Annotated in this window: 16 protein-coding genes; 7 read left to right on the top strand and 9 right to left on the bottom strand. The window is 72.0% G+C overall.

Annotated elements, in window-relative coordinates:
• Positions 1–268: 268 nt before the first annotated feature.
• The 8 genes from adh to xylB all read right to left on the bottom strand — a co-directional run bounded on the left by adh (position 269) and on the right by xylB (position 10,157).
• Positions 269–1,792 (bottom strand): aldehyde dehydrogenase, encoded by a 1,524-nt coding sequence (gene adh / locus ABD355_RS05985; protein WP_344398996.1) that lies wholly within the window; start codon positions 1,790–1,792, stop codon positions 269–271.
• 250 nt (positions 1,793–2,042) lie between these two features.
• Positions 2,043–3,338, bottom strand: a complete 1,296-nt coding sequence (locus ABD355_RS05980) for a GAF domain-containing protein (RefSeq protein ID WP_344398995.1) — start codon at positions 3,336–3,338, stop codon at positions 2,043–2,045.
• Positions 3,339–3,482: 144 nt separating this feature from the next.
• Positions 3,483–4,082: an N-acetylmuramoyl-L-alanine amidase gene (locus ABD355_RS05975; protein ID WP_344398994.1), complete on the bottom strand. Its 600-nt coding sequence runs from the start codon at positions 4,080–4,082 to the stop codon at positions 3,483–3,485.
• Positions 4,083–4,113: 31 nt separating this feature from the next.
• The gene (locus ABD355_RS05970; RefSeq protein WP_344398993.1) at positions 4,114–5,127 is read right to left on the bottom strand and encodes an acetamidase/formamidase family protein; all 1,014 of its coding nucleotides are present in this window, start codon (positions 5,125–5,127) and stop codon (positions 4,114–4,116) included.
• Positions 5,124–6,614 (bottom strand): APC family permease, encoded by a 1,491-nt coding sequence (locus ABD355_RS05965; protein ID WP_344398992.1) that lies wholly within the window; start codon positions 6,612–6,614, stop codon positions 5,124–5,126. The genes ABD355_RS05970 and ABD355_RS05965 overlap by 4 nt, the downstream gene beginning before the upstream one ends.
• Positions 6,615–6,796: 182 nt before the next feature.
• Complete coding sequence (locus ABD355_RS05960) at positions 6,797–7,339, bottom strand: heme-binding beta-barrel domain-containing protein (protein ID WP_344398991.1); 543 nt, start codon at positions 7,337–7,339, stop codon at positions 6,797–6,799.
• A gap of 156 nt (positions 7,340–7,495) precedes the next feature.
• Positions 7,496–8,704 (bottom strand): ROK family protein, encoded by a 1,209-nt coding sequence (locus ABD355_RS05955; protein ID WP_344398990.1) that lies wholly within the window; start codon positions 8,702–8,704, stop codon positions 7,496–7,498.
• A gap of 10 nt (positions 8,705–8,714) precedes the next feature.
• Entirely contained in the window at positions 8,715–10,157 is a 1,443-nt protein-coding gene (gene xylB, locus ABD355_RS05950) for a xylulokinase (RefSeq protein ID WP_344398989.1), read from the bottom strand.
• A 194-nt stretch (positions 10,158–10,351) separates the two neighbouring features.
• On the opposite strand from xylB, the gene xylA reads away from it, so the two are divergent.
• The 4 genes from xylA (at position 10,352) to ABD355_RS05930 (ending at position 13,368) form a co-directional block, all read left to right on the top strand.
• Complete coding sequence (xylA, locus tag ABD355_RS05945) at positions 10,352–11,518, top strand: xylose isomerase (RefSeq protein WP_344398988.1); 1,167 nt, start codon at positions 10,352–10,354, stop codon at positions 11,516–11,518.
• Positions 11,519–11,685: 167 nt separating this feature from the next.
• Positions 11,686–12,099 (top strand): hypothetical protein, encoded by a 414-nt coding sequence (locus ABD355_RS05940; RefSeq protein ID WP_344398987.1) that lies wholly within the window; start codon positions 11,686–11,688, stop codon positions 12,097–12,099.
• Positions 12,100–12,206: 107 nt separating this feature from the next.
• Complete coding sequence (locus ABD355_RS05935) at positions 12,207–12,527, top strand: DUF6191 domain-containing protein (protein ID WP_344398986.1); 321 nt, start codon at positions 12,207–12,209, stop codon at positions 12,525–12,527.
• A 334-nt stretch (positions 12,528–12,861) separates the two neighbouring features.
• Entirely contained in the window at positions 12,862–13,368 is a 507-nt protein-coding gene (locus ABD355_RS05930; RefSeq protein WP_344398984.1) for a hypothetical protein, read from the top strand.
• Positions 13,369–14,085: 717 nt separating this feature from the next.
• On the opposite strand, the gene ABD355_RS05925 is transcribed toward ABD355_RS05930, so the two are convergent.
• Positions 14,086–15,084, bottom strand: coding sequence for a hypothetical protein (locus ABD355_RS05925; RefSeq protein WP_344398983.1), 999 nt, complete (start codon positions 15,082–15,084; stop codon positions 14,086–14,088).
• Positions 15,085–15,174: 90 nt separating this feature from the next.
• Between ABD355_RS05925 and ABD355_RS05920 the strand changes: the two genes are divergently transcribed.
• The 3 genes from ABD355_RS05920 to ABD355_RS05910 all read left to right on the top strand — a co-directional run bounded on the left by ABD355_RS05920 (position 15,175) and on the right by ABD355_RS05910 (position 20,166).
• Entirely contained in the window at positions 15,175–16,941 is a 1,767-nt protein-coding gene (locus ABD355_RS05920; RefSeq protein ID WP_344398982.1) for an FHA domain-containing protein, read from the top strand.
• On the top strand, positions 16,938–18,509 hold the full coding sequence (locus tag ABD355_RS05915) for a serine/threonine-protein kinase (protein WP_344398981.1): 1,572 nt from the start codon (positions 16,938–16,940) through the stop codon (positions 18,507–18,509). The genes ABD355_RS05920 and ABD355_RS05915 overlap by 4 nt, the downstream gene beginning before the upstream one ends.
• A 64-nt stretch (positions 18,510–18,573) precedes the next feature.
• The gene (locus ABD355_RS05910) at positions 18,574–20,166 is read left to right on the top strand and encodes a hypothetical protein (protein WP_344398980.1); all 1,593 of its coding nucleotides are present in this window, start codon (positions 18,574–18,576) and stop codon (positions 20,164–20,166) included.
• Positions 20,167–20,232: the final 66 nt, after the last annotated feature.

The following is a 20,232-nucleotide window of genomic DNA, read 5'->3' as shown; positions in this document are numbered from 1 at the left end:
CGACGACGCCCCTTTCATCGGCCCCAGGGTCACACCGGTGGTCAGCCGGGTGCGGGGGAGTCACCCGGCTGACACTGAAGAACGTAATCATCCGCAGCATGCGGCCGGTATCCCCCTACGCCCCACGGGCAGGTGGGCCTAGCCCCACTCCTCGGCCCCCTCCGGCGTGAGTTCCGGATGCTGTTTGCTGCACTGGGCAGCCATCGCCTCGGGTCGCCTTGCCCGGAGTGCGACGATGCCTCACCCCCAGGCAACCGATCCCCGAACTCTAGAAGAACCCCAGTTTCTTCGGACTGTAGGAAACGAGAACGTTCTTCGTCTGCTGGTAGTGCTCCAGCATCATCTTGTGCGTCTCGCGCCCGATCCCGGACTGCTTGTAGCCACCGAACGCCGCGTGCGCCGGATAGGCGTGGTAGCAGTTCGTCCAGACGCGGCCCGCCTGGATCGCCCGGCCTGCCCGGTACGCGGTGTTGATGTCCCGCGTCCACACGCCGGCACCGAGGCCGTACAGCGTGTCGTTGGCGATCTTGACGGCGTCGTCGAAGTCGTCGAAGGACGTCACGGAGACCACCGGGCCGAAGATCTCCTCCTGGAAGATCCGCATGCGGTTGTCGCCCTCGAAGATGGTGGGCTGGACGTAGTAGCCGCCCTTCAACTCGCCGTCGTATTCGAGGCGTTCACCGCCGGTGAGGACCCGGGCGCCTTCCTGTCGGCCGATGTCGAGGTAGGAGAGGATCTTCTCCAGCTGGTCGTTGGAGGCCTGGGCGCCGATCATCGTGTCGGTGTCGAGGGGGTGCCCGGGCTTGATCAGCTCGGTGCGGGCGACCGCCGCCTCGAGGAACTCGCCGTAGTTGCCGCGCTGCACGAGCGCCCGGGACGGGCAGGTGCACACCTCGCCCTGGTTGAGCGCGAACATGGTGAAGCCTTCGAGTGCCTTGTCGCGGAAGTCGTCGTCGTGCGCCCAGACGTCGTCGAAGAAGATGTTGGGCGACTTGCCGCCGAGCTCCAGGGTGACCGGCTTGATGTTCTCCGAGGCGTACTGCATGATCAGCCGCCCCGTCGTGGTCTCACCGGTGAACGCCACCTTCGCCACCCGCGGGCTGGACGCGAGCGGCTTGCCCGCCTCCACGCCGAAGCCGTTGACGATGTTCACCACGCCCGGCGGCAGCAGGTCCGCGATCAGGCTCATCCAGTAGTGGATGGAGGCCGGCGTCTGCTCGGCGGGCTTGATGACGACCGCATTGCCCGCGGCGAGAGCGGGGGCGAGCTTCCACACCGCCATCAGGATCGGGAAGTTCCACGGGATGATCTGCGCGACGACGCCGAGCGGCTCGTGGAAGTGGTACGCCACGGTGTCGTCGTCGACCTCGCCGAGCGAGCCCTCCTGGGCACGGATCGCGCCCGCGAAGTAGCGGAAGTGGTCGATGGCGAGGGGGATGTCGGCGGCCAGCGTCTCACGCACCGGCTTGCCGTTCTCCCAGCTCTCGGCGACCGCCAGCTTCTCGAGGTTCGCCTCCATCCGGTCGGCGATCTTCAGCAGGATGGCGGAGCGTTCGGTCACCGAGGTACGGCCCCACCCGGGGGCGGCCGCGTGCGCCGCGTCCAGCGCCCGCTCCACATCCTCCGCCGTGCCGCGCGCGACCTCCGTGAACGGCTGTCCGTTCACCGGCGACGGGTTCTCGAAGTACTGTCCGCGGGCCGGCGGCACGTACTCGCCCCCGATGAAGTGGTCGTAGCGCGCCTGGTAGGAGACGATCGCGCCCTCGGTGCCGGGCGCCGCGTAACGGGTCATGCTGCTCTGCCTCCCTCGAAGCGCTGCCCGCCGTTGGGCAGCTCCCGTCGGGAGGCTAGGGACGACGACGTTGCAACTACGTTGCCGCGAGCGCCCCGGGGATCCGGGCGTGGCCTGCGCCGGTGCGGCTCCCCGGCGGCCGGTGGTTCCGGGCCGGGTGGCCGGTGTGGTCGGCTCGTCCTTGGGGGTGCTTTGGCGGGCTTGGACGGATGCTGGGCGCGGGGGTGGTCAGTGCCGTGCGGCGGCAGGGCTACACCGTCGTGGTGCCCCGGCGGCCGGTGGCCCCGGGCCACGTGGCCGGTGCGGTCAACTCGTCCTCCAGCGCGGTCAGTCGGGCCCGGACCGTCGCTGTCGGCCGAAGCACGGCGAGAGCCCGCCACACGTCGAGGTCGTCCTCACCCCACGGCGCGTGCGCCCAGTCGGCCAGCAGGTCGGGGTCGCGGCGGGCGATCAGTGCCGTACGCAGGGCGTCGGCGAGTCGGTGCCTGAGCCGCACCACCGCCGGGGCCTGGGAGCCGGGCAGCAGCGGACCCGCGTACGCCGTCGCGGCCGCCGTGACCGCTCCGGTCTCCAGCCGCCGCTCGACGACGGCCACGTCGCACTCGACGGGCACGGTCAGCCGGTACGGCCGCGAGGCCAGCAGCCCCGGGCCCAGCACCCTGCGCAGCCGGGCCAGTTCGGCGCGCAGCGTCACCGGCGTCACCGACTCGTCCTCGTACAGCGCGCACAGCAGCTCGTCGCCGGTCAGCCCCTCCGGGTGACGGGCCAGCAGGACGAGGATCTCGCTGTGCCGGCGGCTGAGCCTGATCCTGCGCCCGCCGGTGACAAGGTGCGCCTCGTCCCGGCCCAGCGCCGTCAACTCGGGCGCGTCGGAGGCGGGCCGCTCGGGAGTGAGCAGCGCCAGCTGTGACTCGGCGGCGCGCGCGACCGCCTGCACGAATCCCAGGCTGTGCGGATGCGCGAGACCGTCACCGCCGGTGATGTCCACGGCGCCGAGCACCCGCCCGGTGCGCGGATCGTGCACCGGAGCGGCCGCGCACGTCCAGGGCTGCACCTGCCGGATGAAGTGCTCGGCAGCGAAGACCTGCACCGGCCGGTCGACGGCGACCGCGGTCCCCGGCGCGTTGGTGCCCATCGCTGTCTCCGCCCAGCGGGCACCCGGCACGAAGTTCATCCGCCCCGCATTCCGCCGGGTGGCCGGATGACCCTCGACCCACAGCAGCCTGCCCTTGGCGTCGCACACCGCGAGCAGATGCTCCCCGTCGGCCGCGAACGTCCCCATCAGCTCACGGAACAGCGGCATCACCCGCGCCAGCGGATGCTCGGCCCGGTAGGCGCCGAGGTCTCCGTCCGCCAGCTCCACGCTCGCCGTGCCGTCGGGCCCCACGCCGGCCCGGGCGGAGCGCCGCCACGACTCGGCCACCACCGAACGCACCGGACGCGTCACCGTGCCCGCCTCGGTGAACGTCTCGTGCGCGCGACGCAGCATCCGCGCGTGCTCGGCAGGGTCGGCCCCCGGCTCCAGGGCCACCCACGGATCGGTCAACTCGGCCTCCCCGAGAGGTGATGCGGCTGGGGACATCGTCACTCCCGGTGCGCGCGCCGACAACCGTTTCGACCAGGTCACCCGAATGACGGCCCGCCCCCCGGGTCAACGGCCTTCTCTACCGGACCCGACCGACCCCCGGGGTCAGCCGACGGCGACGAGCTTCATGTAGCGCCTCCAGTCCCAGTGGCGTCCGGGGTCGGTATGGTCCGTCCCCGGCACCTCGTAGTGCCCGATGATGTGGTCCCGGTCCTTCGGGATGCCGTACTTGGTACAGATCGCCGCGGTGAGTTTGGCCGACTGTTCGTACAGGGCGTCGGTGAAGTATGCGGGCCGGTCCACCCAGCCCTCGTGTTCGATGCCGATGCTGCGCGTGTTGTAGTCCCAGTCGCCCGCGTGCCAGGCGATGTCGGCCTCCCGCACGCACTGCGCCACATGCCCGTCCGCCGAGCGCACCAGGTAGTGCGCGGTCACCTTCTTCTCCGGGTTCTGGAAGATGGCGAGCGTCTTGGCGTACGTCTCCTGAGTGACATGGATGATCACGCAGTCGAGAGGATAGGACGCGGGGCGGTCCGATGCCGTGTAGTTGGACCTGCTCGCCTGCTGCCACTCCGCCCCCGGGTAGTCGACCGCCTGGTCCTGCGCTCCCGCCCGCGCGTCGGGAAGTAACGCGTACGGGACGGCGGCCAGGGCGGCGCCCTTCAGGAACCACCTTCTGGATGTGCTAGGTCCTGCCCTTTCCATGAAGCCGTGCCTTTCGATCAGTGGGGGAGGCTCAGCCCCGCACAGTCGTCGCGATCTCGCGCAGCTGCGCGTGCACGCCGCGATGAGTCTCGCGCGAGGGCAGCCACTGTTTGCGGATCTTGGCCACACAGGTGTAATTGGTGTCGCACACATTGGCCAGCGGCGACTCGACCGCCTGCGTTGCGAACTGGTACGCGTCCAGCTCACTGAACCCGTAGTCGCGCACCAGCCACTGCACCAGGTCGAGCTGCGATATCCGGAACGCGTCCTCCAGCGGCCGGGCCGAGCCCGTCGAGATGATGTGCGTGTCCGACTCGATGCGCGGCCAGGGCGTGGCGAGCCCCTTGAGCAGTTCCACGATCACCACGGTGTTCATCGCGCACTCCACGGCGACCCCGCAGGTCTCGCCCTCGCCCTGCCGCGCGTGGCCGTCGCCGAGGCTGAGCAGCGCGCCCTCCACATTCACCCCGAGGTAGCAGGTCACACCGGCCCGCATCTCGGGCGTGTCCATGTTGCCGCCGTGCGCGTCGGGCACCAGGGCCGAACGGACCTCGAGGTTGGCGGGGGCCACGCCCACCGTGCCGTGCATCGGGTCCATGGGCAGCTCGGCCTCGATGTCACTGTCGCGCGCCCGGAACAGCGCCGTACGGCGGGCGCGGTCGAGCTGCCAGATCCACACCGTCTCCGGCAGCGGCGGCTGGAGTGTGGCCGTGGTGTGCGTGGAGGTGAGTGCGCCGAACAGCGGGACCGTGGTGGACGCGGCCCAGTCACGGGCCGGTTCGACGGACACGAAGTGCACGGCAATCGTGTCGCCCGGTTGGGCGCCCTCGACGTGGAACGGCCCGGTCTGCGGATTGAGGAAGGGGAACTCGCACACCTCGGACACCAGGTCCTTCTCGGAGCGCACCCGCCCGGCGAAGCAGTCCTCGGTGTACAGGTCCAGGACGGTGCCGGGCGCGATGCGTGCCACGGGCGGTGCGCCGCCGAACGTCCAGGCGTACTCGCCCGGCTCGGGCCGGACGGTCAGGATGCGGGGGTCGCTCATCGTCGTGCTGCTCCGTTCTGCGCAGGATCGGTGGGGGAGGGGTCGTCGAGGTGGACGCGGGCGGTCTCGGATATCCGCTCGGGATGGCGCCGCATCAGCACCAGCAGCACCACGACGCCGGCAGCCATCCACACGGCGACGATCGGTCCGGCGTAGGACACCGGTGCGGTCAGCTCGGTGACGAAGTCGAAGGCGGGCAGGCCCGCCGCGGTCAGCAGTGCGGGCACGAACGCGACGATCCCGAGCAGCGGCAGCAGGAGATGCCGTACCGGTTTGAGCAACTCCCGTCTGCGGCGCAGGAAATAGCCGGCGCAGGCGAGGTTGACGACGATGTAGACGCCGATCACGACCGTCACGATCACCGTGGCGAGCAGCAGGAAGGCCGTCACCGGGTCGTAGCCGAAGCCGAGCGCCAGCACGGCACCGACCGCCACCACGCTCTGCACGGCGATTCCGGCGACGGGGGAGCGGTATCTGGGGTGGAGCGCGGCGAGAAGGCGGGGCAGGACGCGGATGCGGGCCAGGGCGTAGGCGGTCCGGGTGGAGACGTTGGCGCACGCGTTGGCGTTGGCGATCGTCGAGTTCACCACGGCCAGGAACACCAGCACCCAGAACAGGCCGAAGGACGCCCGTGCCACACCATCCCAGGACGCGGCGCCGGAGGCCCCGAACTTCGCGAACCGGTCCGGTCCGAAGTACACCGTCATGGCGTAGGTCGTGACCACGTAGAACAGGCCGATCCCGAGCGCCGCACCGAGCACTGCCCGGTGCATGGTGCGGCGCGGGTTGCGGGTCTCCTCGGCGAGCGGCGCCGCGGCCTCGAACCCGGCGAAGGCCAGCACCGTGTACACCGACCCGGCAAAAACGCCGCTGAGCCCTTGATAGCCCTCGGCCGTGTGCGAAGTGCCGAACACCGAAAGCGTGTTGTGCGCTCCCGCCCTGCCGATCAGCCAGACGGCGAACACCAGGAACACCAGAACCTCGAAGACGCCAAGGACGGTGCCGAAGCGGGCCGAGGCACGCACCCCGAAGTACCCGGCGGCCGTGATGATCGCCGCACCCGCGAGCGCCCAGGGCCACCACAGGTCCGCCGGATACGAGGACCACTCCTGGTGCAGTGTGCCCGCCGTGGTGAAGCCGAGCTGAAGAAGCAGCAGCGGCGGTACCAGCGCCTCCACGAACACATAGCCCCAGCCGACGAGGAAGCCGACCGCCGGATGCAGGCCCTGCGCCGCATACGTCGACACCGAGCCCGCCGCGGGGAGCTCACGGGCCAGCTCGGCCACGCAGGACGCGGTGAACAGACAGGCCACCAGCGCGATCAGCACGGCCAGCGGCAGACTCCCGCCGGCGAAGGCCGCACCCGACGGAATGGACGCGGCGACGGCTGCGGCCGGCGCCATGGCCGTGATGCTCTGGAACAGCACCTCGCGCAGCCCGATCGCGTCACGCCTGAGACCCGCGTCCGCTGCCACATCCCCCGACATGTGAATCCCCCTCAATCCACGCAGACTTGCCCGACGCCGCCCGACCCGGCGGGAGTGCCTCGCGTGAATCACGGTACGGCGCTTGCGAGTTGGGCAGAAGGGTGCAGCGTGCTTCGGTGGACGACGGCGCGAATGTGGAAAACCCGGCCACCCGTACGGGTGAAGCCGACGGCTGAAGTGATCTACTGCGTACGCCGCAGGCTCGCCGAAAGATGGTGCTGCAAGGGCCGGCCGACGGCCGCGAGGTCGAAGGCGAAGGTGAGGGTGGCGTCGTCGGCGAGGGTGTAGCGGCGGCGGGTGGCGGTGACCTCCTTCGCGGTGGGGGTGAGTGCCACGTCGTGGGTGGAGAGGTCCACCGTGCCCTTGCCGGCCTGGCCGACGGCGATCTCCGCGATCCCCGTGGGCTGGGTGATCAGCGCCTCCACCCGGCCGTCGGGCTGAAGCCGCCACCAGCCGCTCTCCCGGGCCGCCGGACGCAGCGGCGCGTCCTCGGCATCGAGGAGCCAGGCCCGGGCCTCGTAGCGGAGGAAGGGCCGCCCGTCATGGCTGAAGACGACCTCCTGCCCGTACGCGAAGTCCCCGTCGAGCGTCGGGTAGCCGCCCTCGCCCCGGCCCCGCCATGTGCCCAGGAGACCGAGCACAGGCGCGAGCAGCGGGTGCGGTGCGGGCGGTGCGTCCGGCCGGTGGCTGTCGGGGTAAGGGTGCTCAGCTGCGGGGTCGAACACGGTTGCTCCTCGGGTCGTGCCGGTGCCGGGGGAAAGCCTAGGGCGGGTGCCGGGCGCAGATCCGGAACAACGGCGCGGGTGCGGGGATCAGACTCGTTCAGCCGCCGCTGCGGGTGCCGGGATCGGACCCGTTTCGCACTGCTGCGGGTGCCGCGCTCAGGCCCGTTCACCCACCGCCGCGGGGTCGTCCAGCACCGCCCGTACCACCGAGTGTGCCGCTCCGAGAAGCGGCCCCTCCGGGCCCAACCGCGACACGGACACCGGACAGGCCGGGCCCGCGGTACGTCGGTCCAACTCGGCCTCCAGCGAAGGCAGCAGCCACGGCGCGAGCCCGGCCAGGGCGCCGCCCAGCACCACGCTCTCGGGGTCCAGCAGATTGACCGCCCCGGTCAGCGCGATGCCGAGCGCCCTGCCCGCGTCGCGCAGCGCACCCCGTACGGCATCGTCACCCTCGGCGGCCCGGCCCGCCAGCAGCCCGACACGGTCCTCGCCCGGCTCCAGGCCCGCCGCACGCAGTACCGCCTCCTCACCGGCGTACTGCTCCAGACAGCCGCGCCCACCGCACGCGCACACGGGCCCCTCCGGCTGCACCGGCACATGACCCAACTCGCCCGCGAAACCCCGCGTTCCCCGCAGCAGCCCCCCGGCCACGACGACCGCCGCGCCGATACCGATCTCCGCCGACACATGCAGGAAGTCGTGCGGAGTGCTCTCGCCGAGCCAGAGTTCGGCGAGAGCCCCGAAGTTCGCCTCGTTGTCGACGGTCAGCGGGATCTCGGCGGGAAGCAGCGCCCCGATGTCGGTGTCGTGCCAGTCCAGGTTCGGAGCGCGTACGACGGTGCGGGCGTCGCGCGCCACCAGGCCCGGCACGGCCACCGCGAGCCCCGCGGGCCACAGCCCCTCGCGCTCCGCCTCGGCGACCACCCGACGTACCAGCCCGGTGAGTTCCTCGATCACCGGCTCGGGCAGGCGGCCGCGGTTCGCACCGTGCCGCACGGCACGCGCGCGTACCTGTCCGCGCAGGTCGACCGCGCAGACCGCGAGGTGGTCCACACCGATCTCGGCGCCGATGCCGGCGGGGCCGTGCCCGCTGACGGCGAGCGCCGAGCCGGGACGGCCCACCCGTCCGGGCCGCTCGGGGCCCAGCTCCTCGAGCAGCCCGGTGCGTATGAGCTCGTCGACGAGGGTCGACACCGCCGCCCGGGTCAGCCCGATGCGAGAGGCCACGGCGGCACGGGAGAGCGGTCCCTCGGCGCTCACGGTGTGCATCACCCGGGCGAGATTGCGGCGGCGCATGCCCTGCTGGGTGTCGGGCAGCACCCGCCCTGGGCCGGCCGGGTGGGCCTCGTGCAGCGGTGCGGTCATGCCCCCGTCCTCAGCTGTCGGTGCTCCGCTCCAGCAGCGGGGCCGCGTCGGAGAGTACCCCGGCGATCCTCGCCAGCGTCGCCTCGTCCCGCTCCACGGCCTCCAGCACCGGGCCCGCGGCGGTGTTCCAGCGCCGGGCGACAGCGGCCGGATCCTCCCCGGTGAGCAGGCCCGCCGCCTGCGCCGCGGCACCCAGCGCGACCAGCTCCTTGGCCTGGGGCACCTGGACCGGGCGGCCCGACAGGCGACGTACGGTCTGCTGCCAGGCCCTGCCCCGGGCGCCGCCGCCGATCAGCAGCAGCGGGACCGAGCGGTCCGCGTCCTCGTCGAGGACCAGGTCGAGTGCGCCGAGCAGCGAATGCACGGCGCCGTCGTAGGCGGCCTGCAGGAGCTGGCCGCCGGTGGTGTCGTGCCGCAGTCCGTGCAGCAGACCGGAGGCGCCGGGCAGGTTGGGGGTGCGCTCACCGTCCAGATAGGGCAGGAGCGTGACGGCGGTGGTCGGCTCGACGGCCTCGCGGTCCAGGCCCAACAGCGTCGCGACGCGGTCCACGGCGAGCGTGCAGTTCAGGGTGCAGGCCAGCGGCAGCCAGTCGCCGTGGGCGTCGGCGAAGCCCGCTACCGTGCCGGTCGGGTCGGCCGGGCGCCGCTTGGAGACCGCGTACACCGTGCCCGACGTGCCCAGGCTGAGCACCGGGGTGCCGGGACGCAGTCCGAGGCCCAGCGCCGCGGCGGCGTTGTCACCCGTCCCGGGAGCGACCAGGGTGCCCTTGGAGAACGGCAGGTCGTGGCTGTCGCGCACGGTGCCGGCCACCTCGCCGGGCCGGACCACCCGGGGCAGCAGCGCGGGATCGAGCCCCACGTGCGCGAGGGTCTCCTCGTCGTACGACTCCGTCCCCGACGCCCACCAGCCGGTGCCGGAGACGTCGCCGCGGTCCGTCGTGCCCTGCCCGGTCAGCCGCTCGGTGAGGTAGTCGTGGGGCAGGCGCACCGCCCTGGTGGCGCGGACGGCCTCCGGCTCGTTCTCGGCGAGCCACGCCCACTTCGTGACCGTGAAGGACGGTCCGGGCACGCTTCCGGTGCGCTCCGCCCAGGCCTTCGGGCCGCCCAGCTCCTCGACCAGGCGGCGGGCCTGCGGCGCCGAGCGCACGTCGTTCCACAGCAGCGCCGGGCGCACCGGCTCGCCCCGCTCGTCCAGTGTGACCAGGCCGTGCTGCTGTCCGCCGATGGAGACCGCGGCGGCCTCGTGCGCCGCGTCGCCGCACTGGTCGAGGGCCCGGCACAGGGCGTCCCACCACTGGCGCGGGTCGCTCTCGCGGCCGGCCCCGGAGGAGACGGTGTGCGGTGCCTGGCCGCTCGCGACGACCTGACCGGTGGCCGCGTCGACGACGAGCGCCTTGGTGGACTGGGTGGACGTGTCCACGCCGACGACGAGCGGACCCTCGGCTGCTGACATCGGGCTCTCCCTTTTTCCGCGGCTCTGCGGCTCTGACCTGCTGGTTCGAGGGTTCCCGGGCCCTGGCGACCCGGAACCTCACCCCTTCGGGGACATCTTGTCCCTTCCCAGGGATGCTTCCGCATACTAATTTGTAAACCGCCATGACGAAATAGTCGTAAGGCAACGGTCGCAAACGAGCAAGGAGCCGCGGCATGAGCTACCAGCCCACCCCCGAGGACAGGTTCACCTTCGGCCTGTGGACCGTCGGCTGGCAGGGAAGGGACCCGTTCGGCGACGCCACGCGGCGTGCCCTCGACCCGGTCGAGACGGTGCAGCGCCTGAGTGAGCTCGGCGCCTACGGCGTCACCTTCCACGACGACGACCTGATCCCCTTCGGATCCTCCGACACCGAGCGCGAGTCGCACATCAAGCGCTTCCGCCAGGCCCTCGACACGACCGGCATGACCGTGCCGATGGCCACCACCAACCTCTTCACGCACCCCGTCTTCAAGGACGGCGCGTTCACCGCGAACGACCGCGAGGTGCGCCGCTACGCCCTGCGCAAGACCATCCGCAACATCGACCTGGCGGCCGAGCTCGGCGCGAGGACGTACGTCGCCTGGGGCGGCCGCGAGGGTGCCGAGTCCGGCGCAGCCAAGGACGTACGGGTCGCCCTCGACCGCATGAAGGAGGCCTTCGACCTCCTCGGCGAGTACGTCACCTCCCAGGGCTACGACCTGAAGTTCGCCATCGAGCCCAAGCCGAACGAGCCCCGCGGCGACATCCTGCTGCCCACAGTCGGCCACGCCCTCGCCTTCATCGAGCGCCTGGAGCGCCCGGAGCTGTACGGCGTCAACCCCGAAGTCGGTCACGAGCAGATGGCCGGACTGAACTTCCCGCACGGCATCGCACAGGCCCTGTGGGCGGGCAAGCTCTTCCACATCGACCTCAACGGCCAGTCCGGCATCAAGTACGACCAGGACCTGCGCTTCGGTGCCGGCGACCTGCGCGCCGCGTTCTGGCTGGTGGACCTCCTGGAGAGCGCCGGTTACGAGGGCCCGAAGCACTTCGACTTCAAGCCGCCGCGGACCGAGGACCTCGACGGTGTGTGGGCCTCGGCTGCCGGCTGCATGCGCAACTACCTGATCCTCAAGGAGCGCGCGGCCGCCTTCCGCGCCGACCCGGAGGTCCAGGAGGCGTTGCGTGCCTCGCGGCTGGACCAGCTCGCCCAGCCGACCGCCGCCGACGGCCTCGAGGCCCTGCTCGCCGACCGCAGCGCCTTCGAGGAGTTCGACGTCGAGGCGACCGCCGCGCGCGGGATGGCCTTCGAGCGCCTCGACCAGCTGGCCATGGATCATCTGCTGGGGGCTCGCGGCTGAACGGCACGCGTATGCGTGCGCGTGCGTGCTTGATCCGTTCGCGCACGCGCGCGTGCCCGAGCGACCCCCCGCGGAATGCCCCGGAACCGTACGGTCCGCGACATGGGCCCGTATCAACTTCCGTGCGGGGGTCGCCGCCTGCCCGTTGTGCGGCGACTCTGGACGGTATGGCCACACCGCCGGTACCGCCTCAACCGCCCGGACCGCCGGGTGGCACCCCGCCACCCGGCGGCGGGTTCGGACCACCTCCGACCTACGGCGACTGGCAGCCGCCCCCACCACCGCCCGGGCGACGGCGCATTCCGCTCTTCGTTCTCCTGGTCGCCCTCGCGGCGGTCGCGGTAGTGGTCGTCGTCGTCCTCATGGCCTCCGGCCGCGACGGCTCGCCCGACAAGAAATCGCCCAACGGCTCCAGCGAGAGCTCCGGCCGCGCCTCGTCGCCGTCCCCGGGCATCCCGACGGAACTGCCGAGCAAGCTGCCCACTGGACTCCCGTCAAAGCTGCCCAGTGAACTGCCGAGCAGTGTCCCCAGCGACCTCCGATCGCTGATCCCCTCCCTGGGGGGCCTCGACCTGCCGTGACATGAGGTCGGGCACCCTGAGAAGACACCACACGATGCCAACGGCCAAGCAGCGAAAGCGAGTTCAGGAGGGTGACGGTCCACAGACTCGACCCGGATACTGGGGACATGCAATTCGTCTTCTTCATGACCCTGCCCGGGCTGGTCATCGTGCTGACCCTGCTGGCCTTCGTCGACCAGCTGCTGATGCGCGCGGGTCGGGCCGGAGTGCTGCCATGGCGGAACAGCGCACGTCAGGGGCAGATATCAGCGACCGGATTCGAACAACTGCATGCGAGCCTTTCCCCGGGCAAGCAGCACGAGCTGAAGGAACGGCAGTCGTCGCTGGTCTTGCCGGACAACGAGGATGACGGGGCCCCGCCGAACAGGACGACGGTGGACCTGACCGCAGGGACGGCGGTCGTACGGATGCCGCGCTCCGGGCGGTAGGAGCATCGCCCGACCGTCGAAGGCACACGCGCCGCGTTCGTCGTCACACGGCATGTGGTGGATCGTCGTGTGGAACGTCTCCTCGTCGATCCATCTGGGCCCGGCAACCCGCACAGCGTGGCCGGCGCGCCGACCGATGAGCGAAGGTACCGGGACATCGATGCCGTGGCCGGGCTGAGTCAGCGCGAGCGACTACGAGACAACAACGAGCCCGAAACGAGTGGATGGCGGCGCTGCAGCCAGACGTCGCTCGCCCCCTATCATCCCAGGCAGGGGGGCCTCAGACGTTTCCCCGGGCAGGGGGCTGAGCATGGGGTCGACTACTTCTCGTCCGGTGTCACGGCGCTTCGTCGGCGCCGTCGCGGTCGGCGTGGCCCTGGCCGCCACCTCGGGATGCACCGTTTCCCCCGACGCCGTCGCCGGCATCTCCGTGACCGCCGAAGGCCATCTGCTGGGCGTCATGATGGTCTGCGGACATCACATCGACGGCGCGACCCTCTATGTGGACACCGACGACGTCAGCAAGCAGGTGACGGTGGGCTCATGGACCGCCGACCGCCCCCTCACACCGGGCCTCGTCGCCTGGACCCTCGATGCTCCCGCCGCCGACTGGACCACCACCAAATCCCTGGCTCCGCTCACCGCCAAGACCACCTACACGCTGTCCGGCTGGACCAAGGACAACTCGTGGTCGGCGAGCAGCATCACCTTCACCCCGGCCGACCGGGACCGGCTCACCCCCGGCCAGGTCCGCTACGCCGATATCTCCGACAACGGCGACGAATCAGCAATCACCGTCTCCCTGGCGGACTTCAAAGCGAAGGCCTGCCAGAAGGTGTGACGCGGCGGCGCCTCCGGTTGGGGCCCGCTCCGACTGTTCGCCATTTCGTCGGCAGTCCGGCAGGTCGGTGGCCATATCTGATGGGTGGACGACCGACGCGGTTGGGCTGCTCGGCCTCCTCAATTGCCCTGGTCGCTGCACTTGCGCCGTCCATGCCAAGGCTCTATAACGTCTCCTGCAGGTATCGGCGGGGATGGCCGGAAATGGCAGTTGCCGCCGACCAGGGGGGATCCTCGGCTCCGTCGCCATCGGCATCAATGCCCGCAGACCGACGGAGACCGAACCATGTCCAACGACGCATATCGTGCTGCCCTTACCCGTCTGGCCGTCGACCCGGCGTTCCGCGCCGAACTCGACGGCGACACCGGTGAGGTGGCGCGAAGACTCGGTCTGTCGCCCGCCCAGGTCGCCGAACTCCGCTCCCTCCGCGTCGAGTCCGGCACCGACGGGGGGCCGGCAGCTCTGGACCCACGGCTGTCCAAGTCGTCCCTGTTCTTCGGAAGTGCGGCGCACGCGCTGGCGCATCACGACATCACGGCTGACCACGCGGTCCCGGTCGACCACCAGGCCGCGGTGACGCACGAGGCCTCCTCGACCCACGCCGTCCCGGCGGAGCAGGTCTCCGGCTACCACCAAGCCGGCGCCCCGGCCTCAACCGAGCACGCCTACGACCTGTCAAGCCCCGCCGAGGGCCAGGAGGACGCCGTCGGCCTGGACTCAGCCGCCACCGGGATCCACAGCCTGCTCGGTGGCCCCCTGCTGGACCGGTCCCCGGCCGAAGCAGCCGGCGGGCTGGACCAGATCGGCAACTTCGGCGACTTCGGAGGGTTCGGCGAGCATGCCGGCGGCGGCGCCGAGGGCGGCCTCGGTGACGGCGGCTTTGGTGACGGAGGTGCCGGTTCCGGCGGGTTCGGCGACCTCGGCGGCCATGGCGACCTCGGCGGCTTCGGCGGTGCCGGCGGGGAAGGCGGCGGAGACGCCGGTCACTTCGGCCACGGTGGCATCTACGACCGTGACGGCGGCGAAGGCAGCGGCGGCGAGGGTGGCGGCGGCGAGGGTGGCGGTGAGGGCGGTGGTGACCCGGAGAACACCAATCGTCCCAGCGGTGGCGGTGGCCACGGCGGTGGTGGTGAGGGTGGCGGTGGTGGTGAGGGCGGTGGTGATCCGGAGACCGCCAATCGTCCCAGTGGTGGTGGCCACGGCGGTGGTGGTGAGGGTGGCGGTGGTGGTGAGGGTGGCGGTGACCCGGAGAACACCAATCGTCCCGGCGGTGGTGGTGGCCACGGCGGTGGTGGTGAGGGTGGCGGTGGTGGTGAGGGCGGTGGTGATCCGGAGACCGCCAATCGTCCCAGTGGTGGTGGCCACGGCGGTGGTGGTGAGGGTGGCGGTGGTGGTGAGGGTGGCGGTGATCCGGAGACCGCCAATCGTCCCAGTGGTGGTGGCCACGGCGGTGGTGGTGAGGGTGGCGGTGATCCGGAGAACACCAATCGTCCCAGTGGTGGTGGCCACGGCGGTGGTGACGGTGGGGGCGACGGAAGCGGCGGAGGCAGCCAGGAGAACGTCGGTCGGCGTCCCGGCGGTGTCGGTGAACCCGGCGGTGGCAACCGCATCATCGTCCAGGGTGGCCTGCCCGCCTCGGGCGAGGACGGCAGCGGTGATCACATCATCGTCCAGGGCGGCCTGCCGGCCTCCGGCCTCGGAAACGCCGCCACGCACCTGCCGGACTCCGGCCCCGCCGCGGAAGGCGACGCAGGCTTCAACGGCGGTGCCTTCCTCAGCGGTTCCGGCGGAGGCTGAGCCAGACCCATGCTCTGCCGTGTCTGCCGCGTCCACGTGCGGCGCGACTTCCCGTACTGCCTGCACTGCGGCACCCCGCGCCGGGGTGCCGCACCGACCTCGTTCGCCGCACCCCAGCTGCGCGGCCTCGACGACCCCACGCTGCTCGTCGCGCTGACCGGCCCGGTCACCACGCTGGGCCGGGACGAGGACAACGACGTGGTCCTGTCCGACACCAGCGTCTCGCGCCGCCACGCCCGCATCGTCCGCACGGCTGAGGGCTTCCGGATCGAGGACCTGGACTCCTTCAACGGCACCGCCGTCGGCGGCGCCGACCTGCACGGTGGCACGGCCGGCCTCGCCGACGGCACCGAGTTGTCCGTGGGCGACGTACGCCTGGTGTTCGAGCAGCCTCGCCACACCCGGATCGGCTCGCGCACGATGGTCGTCGGCACCCAGCTGACCCAGCTGCCCACCGAGGGACCGGCCGGGCGGGATGAGGCCCCCGAGGCGAACGGTCCGCTCACCGCGCGCCCCCGCCGCCGCTCCGGCTGGGCCCTCAAGCAGATACCCACCGAACGCGGCGCGCCCCGCTGGGTGCTCAACAGCACCCGCACCGGCCGCTATCTGGAACTGGACGAGCGCCAGGTCTTCCTGTGGCACGCCGTCGACGGCGAGAACACCGTACGGGATCTGCTGTTCGCCTACGCCGACCGCTACGGCGAACTCGCCCTGCCCCGCATCGAGTCCGCGCTGGCCGCATTCGCGGACGCCGGGCTGCTGCGTGGCCTGCCGGGACGGCCGGAGGAGGAGCGGCCGAAGGGCTGGCGGCGGGCGGCGCGTGCCGTGTACCGGGCGCTGTTGAAGCTGGAGGTGTCCGTCCCCGGCCTCGACCGGCTGGTGACCCGGCTCTACCAGGCTTTCGGCTGGCGGCTGTTCACCCGGACCGGGGTGTTGCTCGCCTGGCTGTCGGTGGCCGGCGGTCTCGTCGCGTTCGTCGTCGCGCAGGGCCGGCACCATCTGCTGGACTTCGGCGGGGCGGGCGTGTGGGGCCCGGTCCTGCTGGCCGCCGGATACGTGAGCGCGCTGCTCGTTCACGAGCTCACGCACGCGCTGGCCGTGAAGTCGTACGGTCGCAAGGTCAGGCGCGGCGGGTTCCTGCTGATGATGGGGATGCCGTTCGCGTTCGTCGACACCAGCGACATGTGGTTCGGCTCCCGCTGGTCACGGGTCGTGGTGGCCCTTTCAGGGCCGCTGTCCACGGCGGCGCTGGCCGGCTGGTGTGCCACGGGCGCGGCCCTGCTGCCCGCGGGACCGGCCTCGGCCGTCCTCTACCACCTGGCCTTCGGCCTCTACCTGAACACCCTCTACAACTTCAACCCGCTGATGCCGCTGGACGGTTACCAGGCGCTGACCGACGCCCTGCGGGTGCCCCGGCTGCGCGAGGAGGCGAGCGCCTACTTCCGTACGGGCCTGTGGCGGGACCTGCGCGCGGGCAACCGGCCCGGCCCCCGTCAGGCAGGCCTGGCCGCCTACGGCCTCGCGGTCGTCGTGGGCACCTATGGTTTCCTCGGCCTCGCCCTGCTGGCCTGGCGCTCCCGCATCGGTGACCTGCTGGACGGCCGCCTGCCCGAGCCGTGGACCACGGTGATCGAGGCGGCCGTGGTCGCCCTGGTCGCCTTCCCGGTGTGGTCCGCGCCCGCGCGCTGGCTGCTGCGCCGGGTACGGCGCCGGCGGGACGCGAAGCAGGTACCGCAGCAGGCCGGGTTCCCCGCGCCGGCGGAGAGGACCGCATGACCCAGGACACGCACACCGAGGGCGGCTGGGCCGTACCCGGATACGCTGCCGTCCGGACGCTCGGAGAGGGAGCCGGCGGCCGGGTCGTCCTCGCCCGGCACACCGCGACCGGCGTCCCCGTCGCCATCAAGTACCTGAGTGAACGCCTGCGCGCGGACCGGGAGTTCCTGGCCCGTTTCCGCGCCGAGGCCCGACTGCTCGGCGAGCTCCGGCATCCGTGTGTGGTGGGGCTGTACGAGTACGTCGAGGCAAGCGCCGGGGCCGCGATCGTGATGGAGGCGGTGGACGGCGTCAGCCTTCGTCGGCTGCTGGGCCGGCAGGGGGCGACCGGCCCCGAGGCCGCGCTCGTCCTGCTCAAGGGCTCCCTGCTGGGGCTGGGCGCTGCGCACACGGCCGGGGTCGTGCACCGCGACTACAAACCGGAGAACGTCCTGGTCCGCGCCGACGGCACCAGCGCGCTCGCCGACTTCGGCATCGCGGTGCGCAGCGGCCGGGAGACCGACGTCGAGGGCACGCCCGCCTATATGGCGCCGGAGCAGTGGAACGGCGAGCCGGCCGGCCCGGCGACCGACGTCTACGCCGCGTCCGTGGTGTTCTTCGAGTGCCTGACCGGTCGGCGGCCGTTCCCCGGCGACGACGTGACGGCTCTGCGCCTGCAGCACCTGCGCGCACCGGCCCCGCTGGACGACGTACCCGCGCCGGTGCGTGCGCTGCTGCGCGCGGGCCTGGCGAAGGACCCGGCGGACCGGCCCGGCGTCGAGAGGTTCCTAGCCGACCTGGAACGGTCCGCCGCGGAGGGCTACGGCGCCGACTGGGAGGAGCGCGGTCGCCGCCGACTGGCCGAACTCGCCGCGCTGCTCGCTCTGTTGCTCCCGTTCACCACGACCGCGACGCTCGAAGGCTCGGCGAGTGCGCTGACCCTGCTGGACCGGCTGAGGCGCGGGGGATGGAAGGTGGTGACCGGCGGGGCGGCCGCGCTGGTGATCGTCGCGGGCGGAGCGACGTACGCGACGGGCCGCCCGCACGAGACGTCGACGACGGTGGCGAGTTCGACCCCCGCTCCGGTCAACTCGCCCACGGCGCCCGGCATTTCGCCCTCCCCTTCCACTTCGGCGAGCAGCGCCCCGCCCACGGCCGACACCTCGCCCACCACCACCCCCTCGGACAGCCCGTCTACCTCTACCTCGTCCACGCCGTCCACGGAGACGACCGCACCGGCCGGGACACCGACCACCGAGTCCCCCGGCCCGGCCACCCCCGGCACGGTCACCCTCGCCATCGGCTCCTGGCAGCGTGGACAGAAACCCGGCACGCTCATCGCGGCGGTGACGGTCGCGACGACGGGCACCGGCCCGCTGACCGTCACCGCGAACTACTACGTGGACACACCCGCCGACCCCTACGGCTCCCAGTCCCGGACCCTGTCCGGAAGCACGCACTACGACCTGACCTTCGAGGCGGATTTCTCCAACCACCCGTGCCGGGGGACCTGGGAGGTCTCGCTCAGCAGCGACCCGGCGGCAGCGAACGGTTCCCAGACGGCCTCCCTCGACGCACCTCCGTGCTGACCAGGCCCCCGAGAGACCCAAGAGACCTCAGACCCACTCCCCGTCGCGACGAGAACGGATCGACATGACGACAGCCACCACAGTGGCCGGACGGCCCCTGTCCGGCTGGTCACGGGACGCCCGCCATGGCACCTGGTACGCCCTGCTCCCCGCCCGGTCCGGCGAGCGCACCCTCGGCGCACTGCGCATCGACCGCGCCCTGCTGGCGCCCGAGGGCACGCGCGAGCGCCTGGCGGCCACGGTCCTCGCCACCGCGAAGCTCAGGCTGCCCGGGCTGCTCGGCACGGTCGATCTCGTGGCCGAGGCCAGTGAGGTGTGGCTGCTCACGGCCCGGCCGCCGGCTCCCGCCCTGGCCGACGTCCTGTCGTCCGCGGGCGGTCCTCGGCCGGACGCGGGCAGCGCGGCCAGCATCCTCAACGAGACCGCGCAGACCCTTCTCGCCCTGCGCGCGGCAGGCCTGCCCCACGGCCCACTGGGCGCCGACACCGTCGTGATCGCTCCGGACGGTGTCGCGCTGCTGGCCGAGGCGGAGCTGGGCGCGGTGCTGGGCGACGCGGCCGCCGTACCGGCGTCGCTCGACGCGCCGCACGCCGACGCCCAGGCAGCGGCCGCCACCGCTGCCTGGGCCGCTTTGGCCCGCACCCTCGGCGACGCCTGGACGCAGCCCAAGACCGCCGCGGCCGACCTGTTCGCCCACTGTGCCGCCACCGCCGAGTCGCAGGGGCTGGCGGCGGCCAGGGACGCACTGGTCGCCGGACGCGCGGCGCTCCCGGCGGACTTCCTTCGCCGTACGGCGCTCCGGGCGGTGGTGGCCGCGTCCACCCCGGAGTACGCACCACGTAAAGCACAGGCACCGTTCGTCACGGAGGCTGCCGTTCGCCCTGCCCCACATACGGACCCGCACCCGGCGCCGAACGCAACCAGTTCCGACCCACGCCCCATCGCCCCCGAAAACACCGCTCCCGCACCCGACCGCTCGTCCCTCCCCGCCATCACCGTCGGTCAGCCCGCCGCGGCGGACCACGCCGCCGCCACCGACCAGCCCACCACGCTCGGCCGCGCTCACCGTTCCCATGCCGCGGACACCCGGGCAACCGTCCTCGGCAAGCGCAACCGTGTCGTCCTGCCTCCGATCGAGGCAGGGGAGGACTCCAGCGGGATCCTGCTCCGGTTCGGGCCCGGGGTCCCGGTGGAGGAGCAGGACGTCCTGCGTGCCCGATGGCGGACCGAGACAGCGATTCCTGCCTCCCCCCGCTCGCGGCGCGGACGGCGGAGCTGGATCGTCACCACCGCCGTCGTCGCGATCGCCGCCGTACTGCTCTGGCTGCTGCTGCGCCCGGCCCCTGCTCCCGAAGTCCTCTCCGTCGGAGTCGAAGCCCCCGCCCGGCCGTTGCACTGCGGTCAGACGGCCGACCTTGTCGGTGTCGTCACCACCGACGGGCACGGCGGCCCCGTCACCTACCGGTGGCTGCGCGCGGACGGCCAGGACTCGGGCGAACTGGTCCGTACCGCCGCTCGCGGCGAGCGCCGGGTCAAGGTGCACCTGCGCTGGACGGTTCGCGGTTCGGGCCGCTTCCGGGGGACCGCCCGCCTGCGGATCACGCACCAGCCGGCCCCGATGGAGGCGAAGGCGAGCTTCACATACGTCTGTTCCTGAGGCATCTGTTCCTGAGGTGTGTGTCCTTGGGCATGTTGTCGGCGTGAGCCGCGTCGCATCGGAGCG

The sequence above is a fragment of the Streptomyces longisporus genome, from assembly GCF_039532765.1.
Classification (GTDB): domain Bacteria; phylum Actinomycetota; class Actinomycetes; order Streptomycetales; family Streptomycetaceae; genus Streptomyces; species Streptomyces longisporus.
This window is presented reverse-complemented; position numbering and strand designations above follow the sequence as displayed.

What these genes read in the sequence shown, in the direction of transcription:
- adh (WP_344398996.1), bottom strand. Translation starts at nt 1,792, where the DNA reads ATGACCCGTTACGCGGCGCCCGGCACCGAGGGCGCGATCGTCTCCTAC.
- ABD355_RS05975 (WP_344398994.1), bottom strand. Translation starts at nt 4,082, where the DNA reads ATGGAAAGGGCAGGACCTAGCACATCCAGAAGGTGGTTCCTGAAGGGC.
- ABD355_RS05970 (WP_344398993.1), bottom strand. Translation starts at nt 5,127, where the DNA reads ATGAGCGACCCCCGCATCCTGACCGTCCGGCCCGAGCCGGGCGAGTAC.
- ABD355_RS05965 (WP_344398992.1), bottom strand. Translation starts at nt 6,614, where the DNA reads ATGTCGGGGGATGTGGCAGCGGACGCGGGTCTCAGGCGTGACGCGATC.
- ABD355_RS05955 (WP_344398990.1), bottom strand. Translation starts at nt 8,704, where the DNA reads ATGACCGCACCGCTGCACGAGGCCCACCCGGCCGGCCCAGGGCGGGTG.
- xylB (WP_344398989.1), bottom strand. Translation starts at nt 10,157, where the DNA reads ATGTCAGCAGCCGAGGGTCCGCTCGTCGTCGGCGTGGACACGTCCACC.
- xylA (WP_344398988.1), top strand. Translation starts at nt 10,352, where the DNA reads ATGAGCTACCAGCCCACCCCCGAGGACAGGTTCACCTTCGGCCTGTGG.
- ABD355_RS05940 (WP_344398987.1), top strand. Translation starts at nt 11,686, where the DNA reads ATGGCCACACCGCCGGTACCGCCTCAACCGCCCGGACCGCCGGGTGGC.
- ABD355_RS05935 (WP_344398986.1), top strand. Translation starts at nt 12,207, where the DNA reads ATGCAATTCGTCTTCTTCATGACCCTGCCCGGGCTGGTCATCGTGCTG.
- ABD355_RS05920 (WP_344398982.1), top strand. Translation starts at nt 15,175, where the DNA reads ATGCTCTGCCGTGTCTGCCGCGTCCACGTGCGGCGCGACTTCCCGTAC.
- ABD355_RS05915 (WP_344398981.1), top strand. Translation starts at nt 16,938, where the DNA reads ATGACCCAGGACACGCACACCGAGGGCGGCTGGGCCGTACCCGGATAC.
- ABD355_RS05910 (WP_344398980.1), top strand. Translation starts at nt 18,574, where the DNA reads ATGACGACAGCCACCACAGTGGCCGGACGGCCCCTGTCCGGCTGGTCA.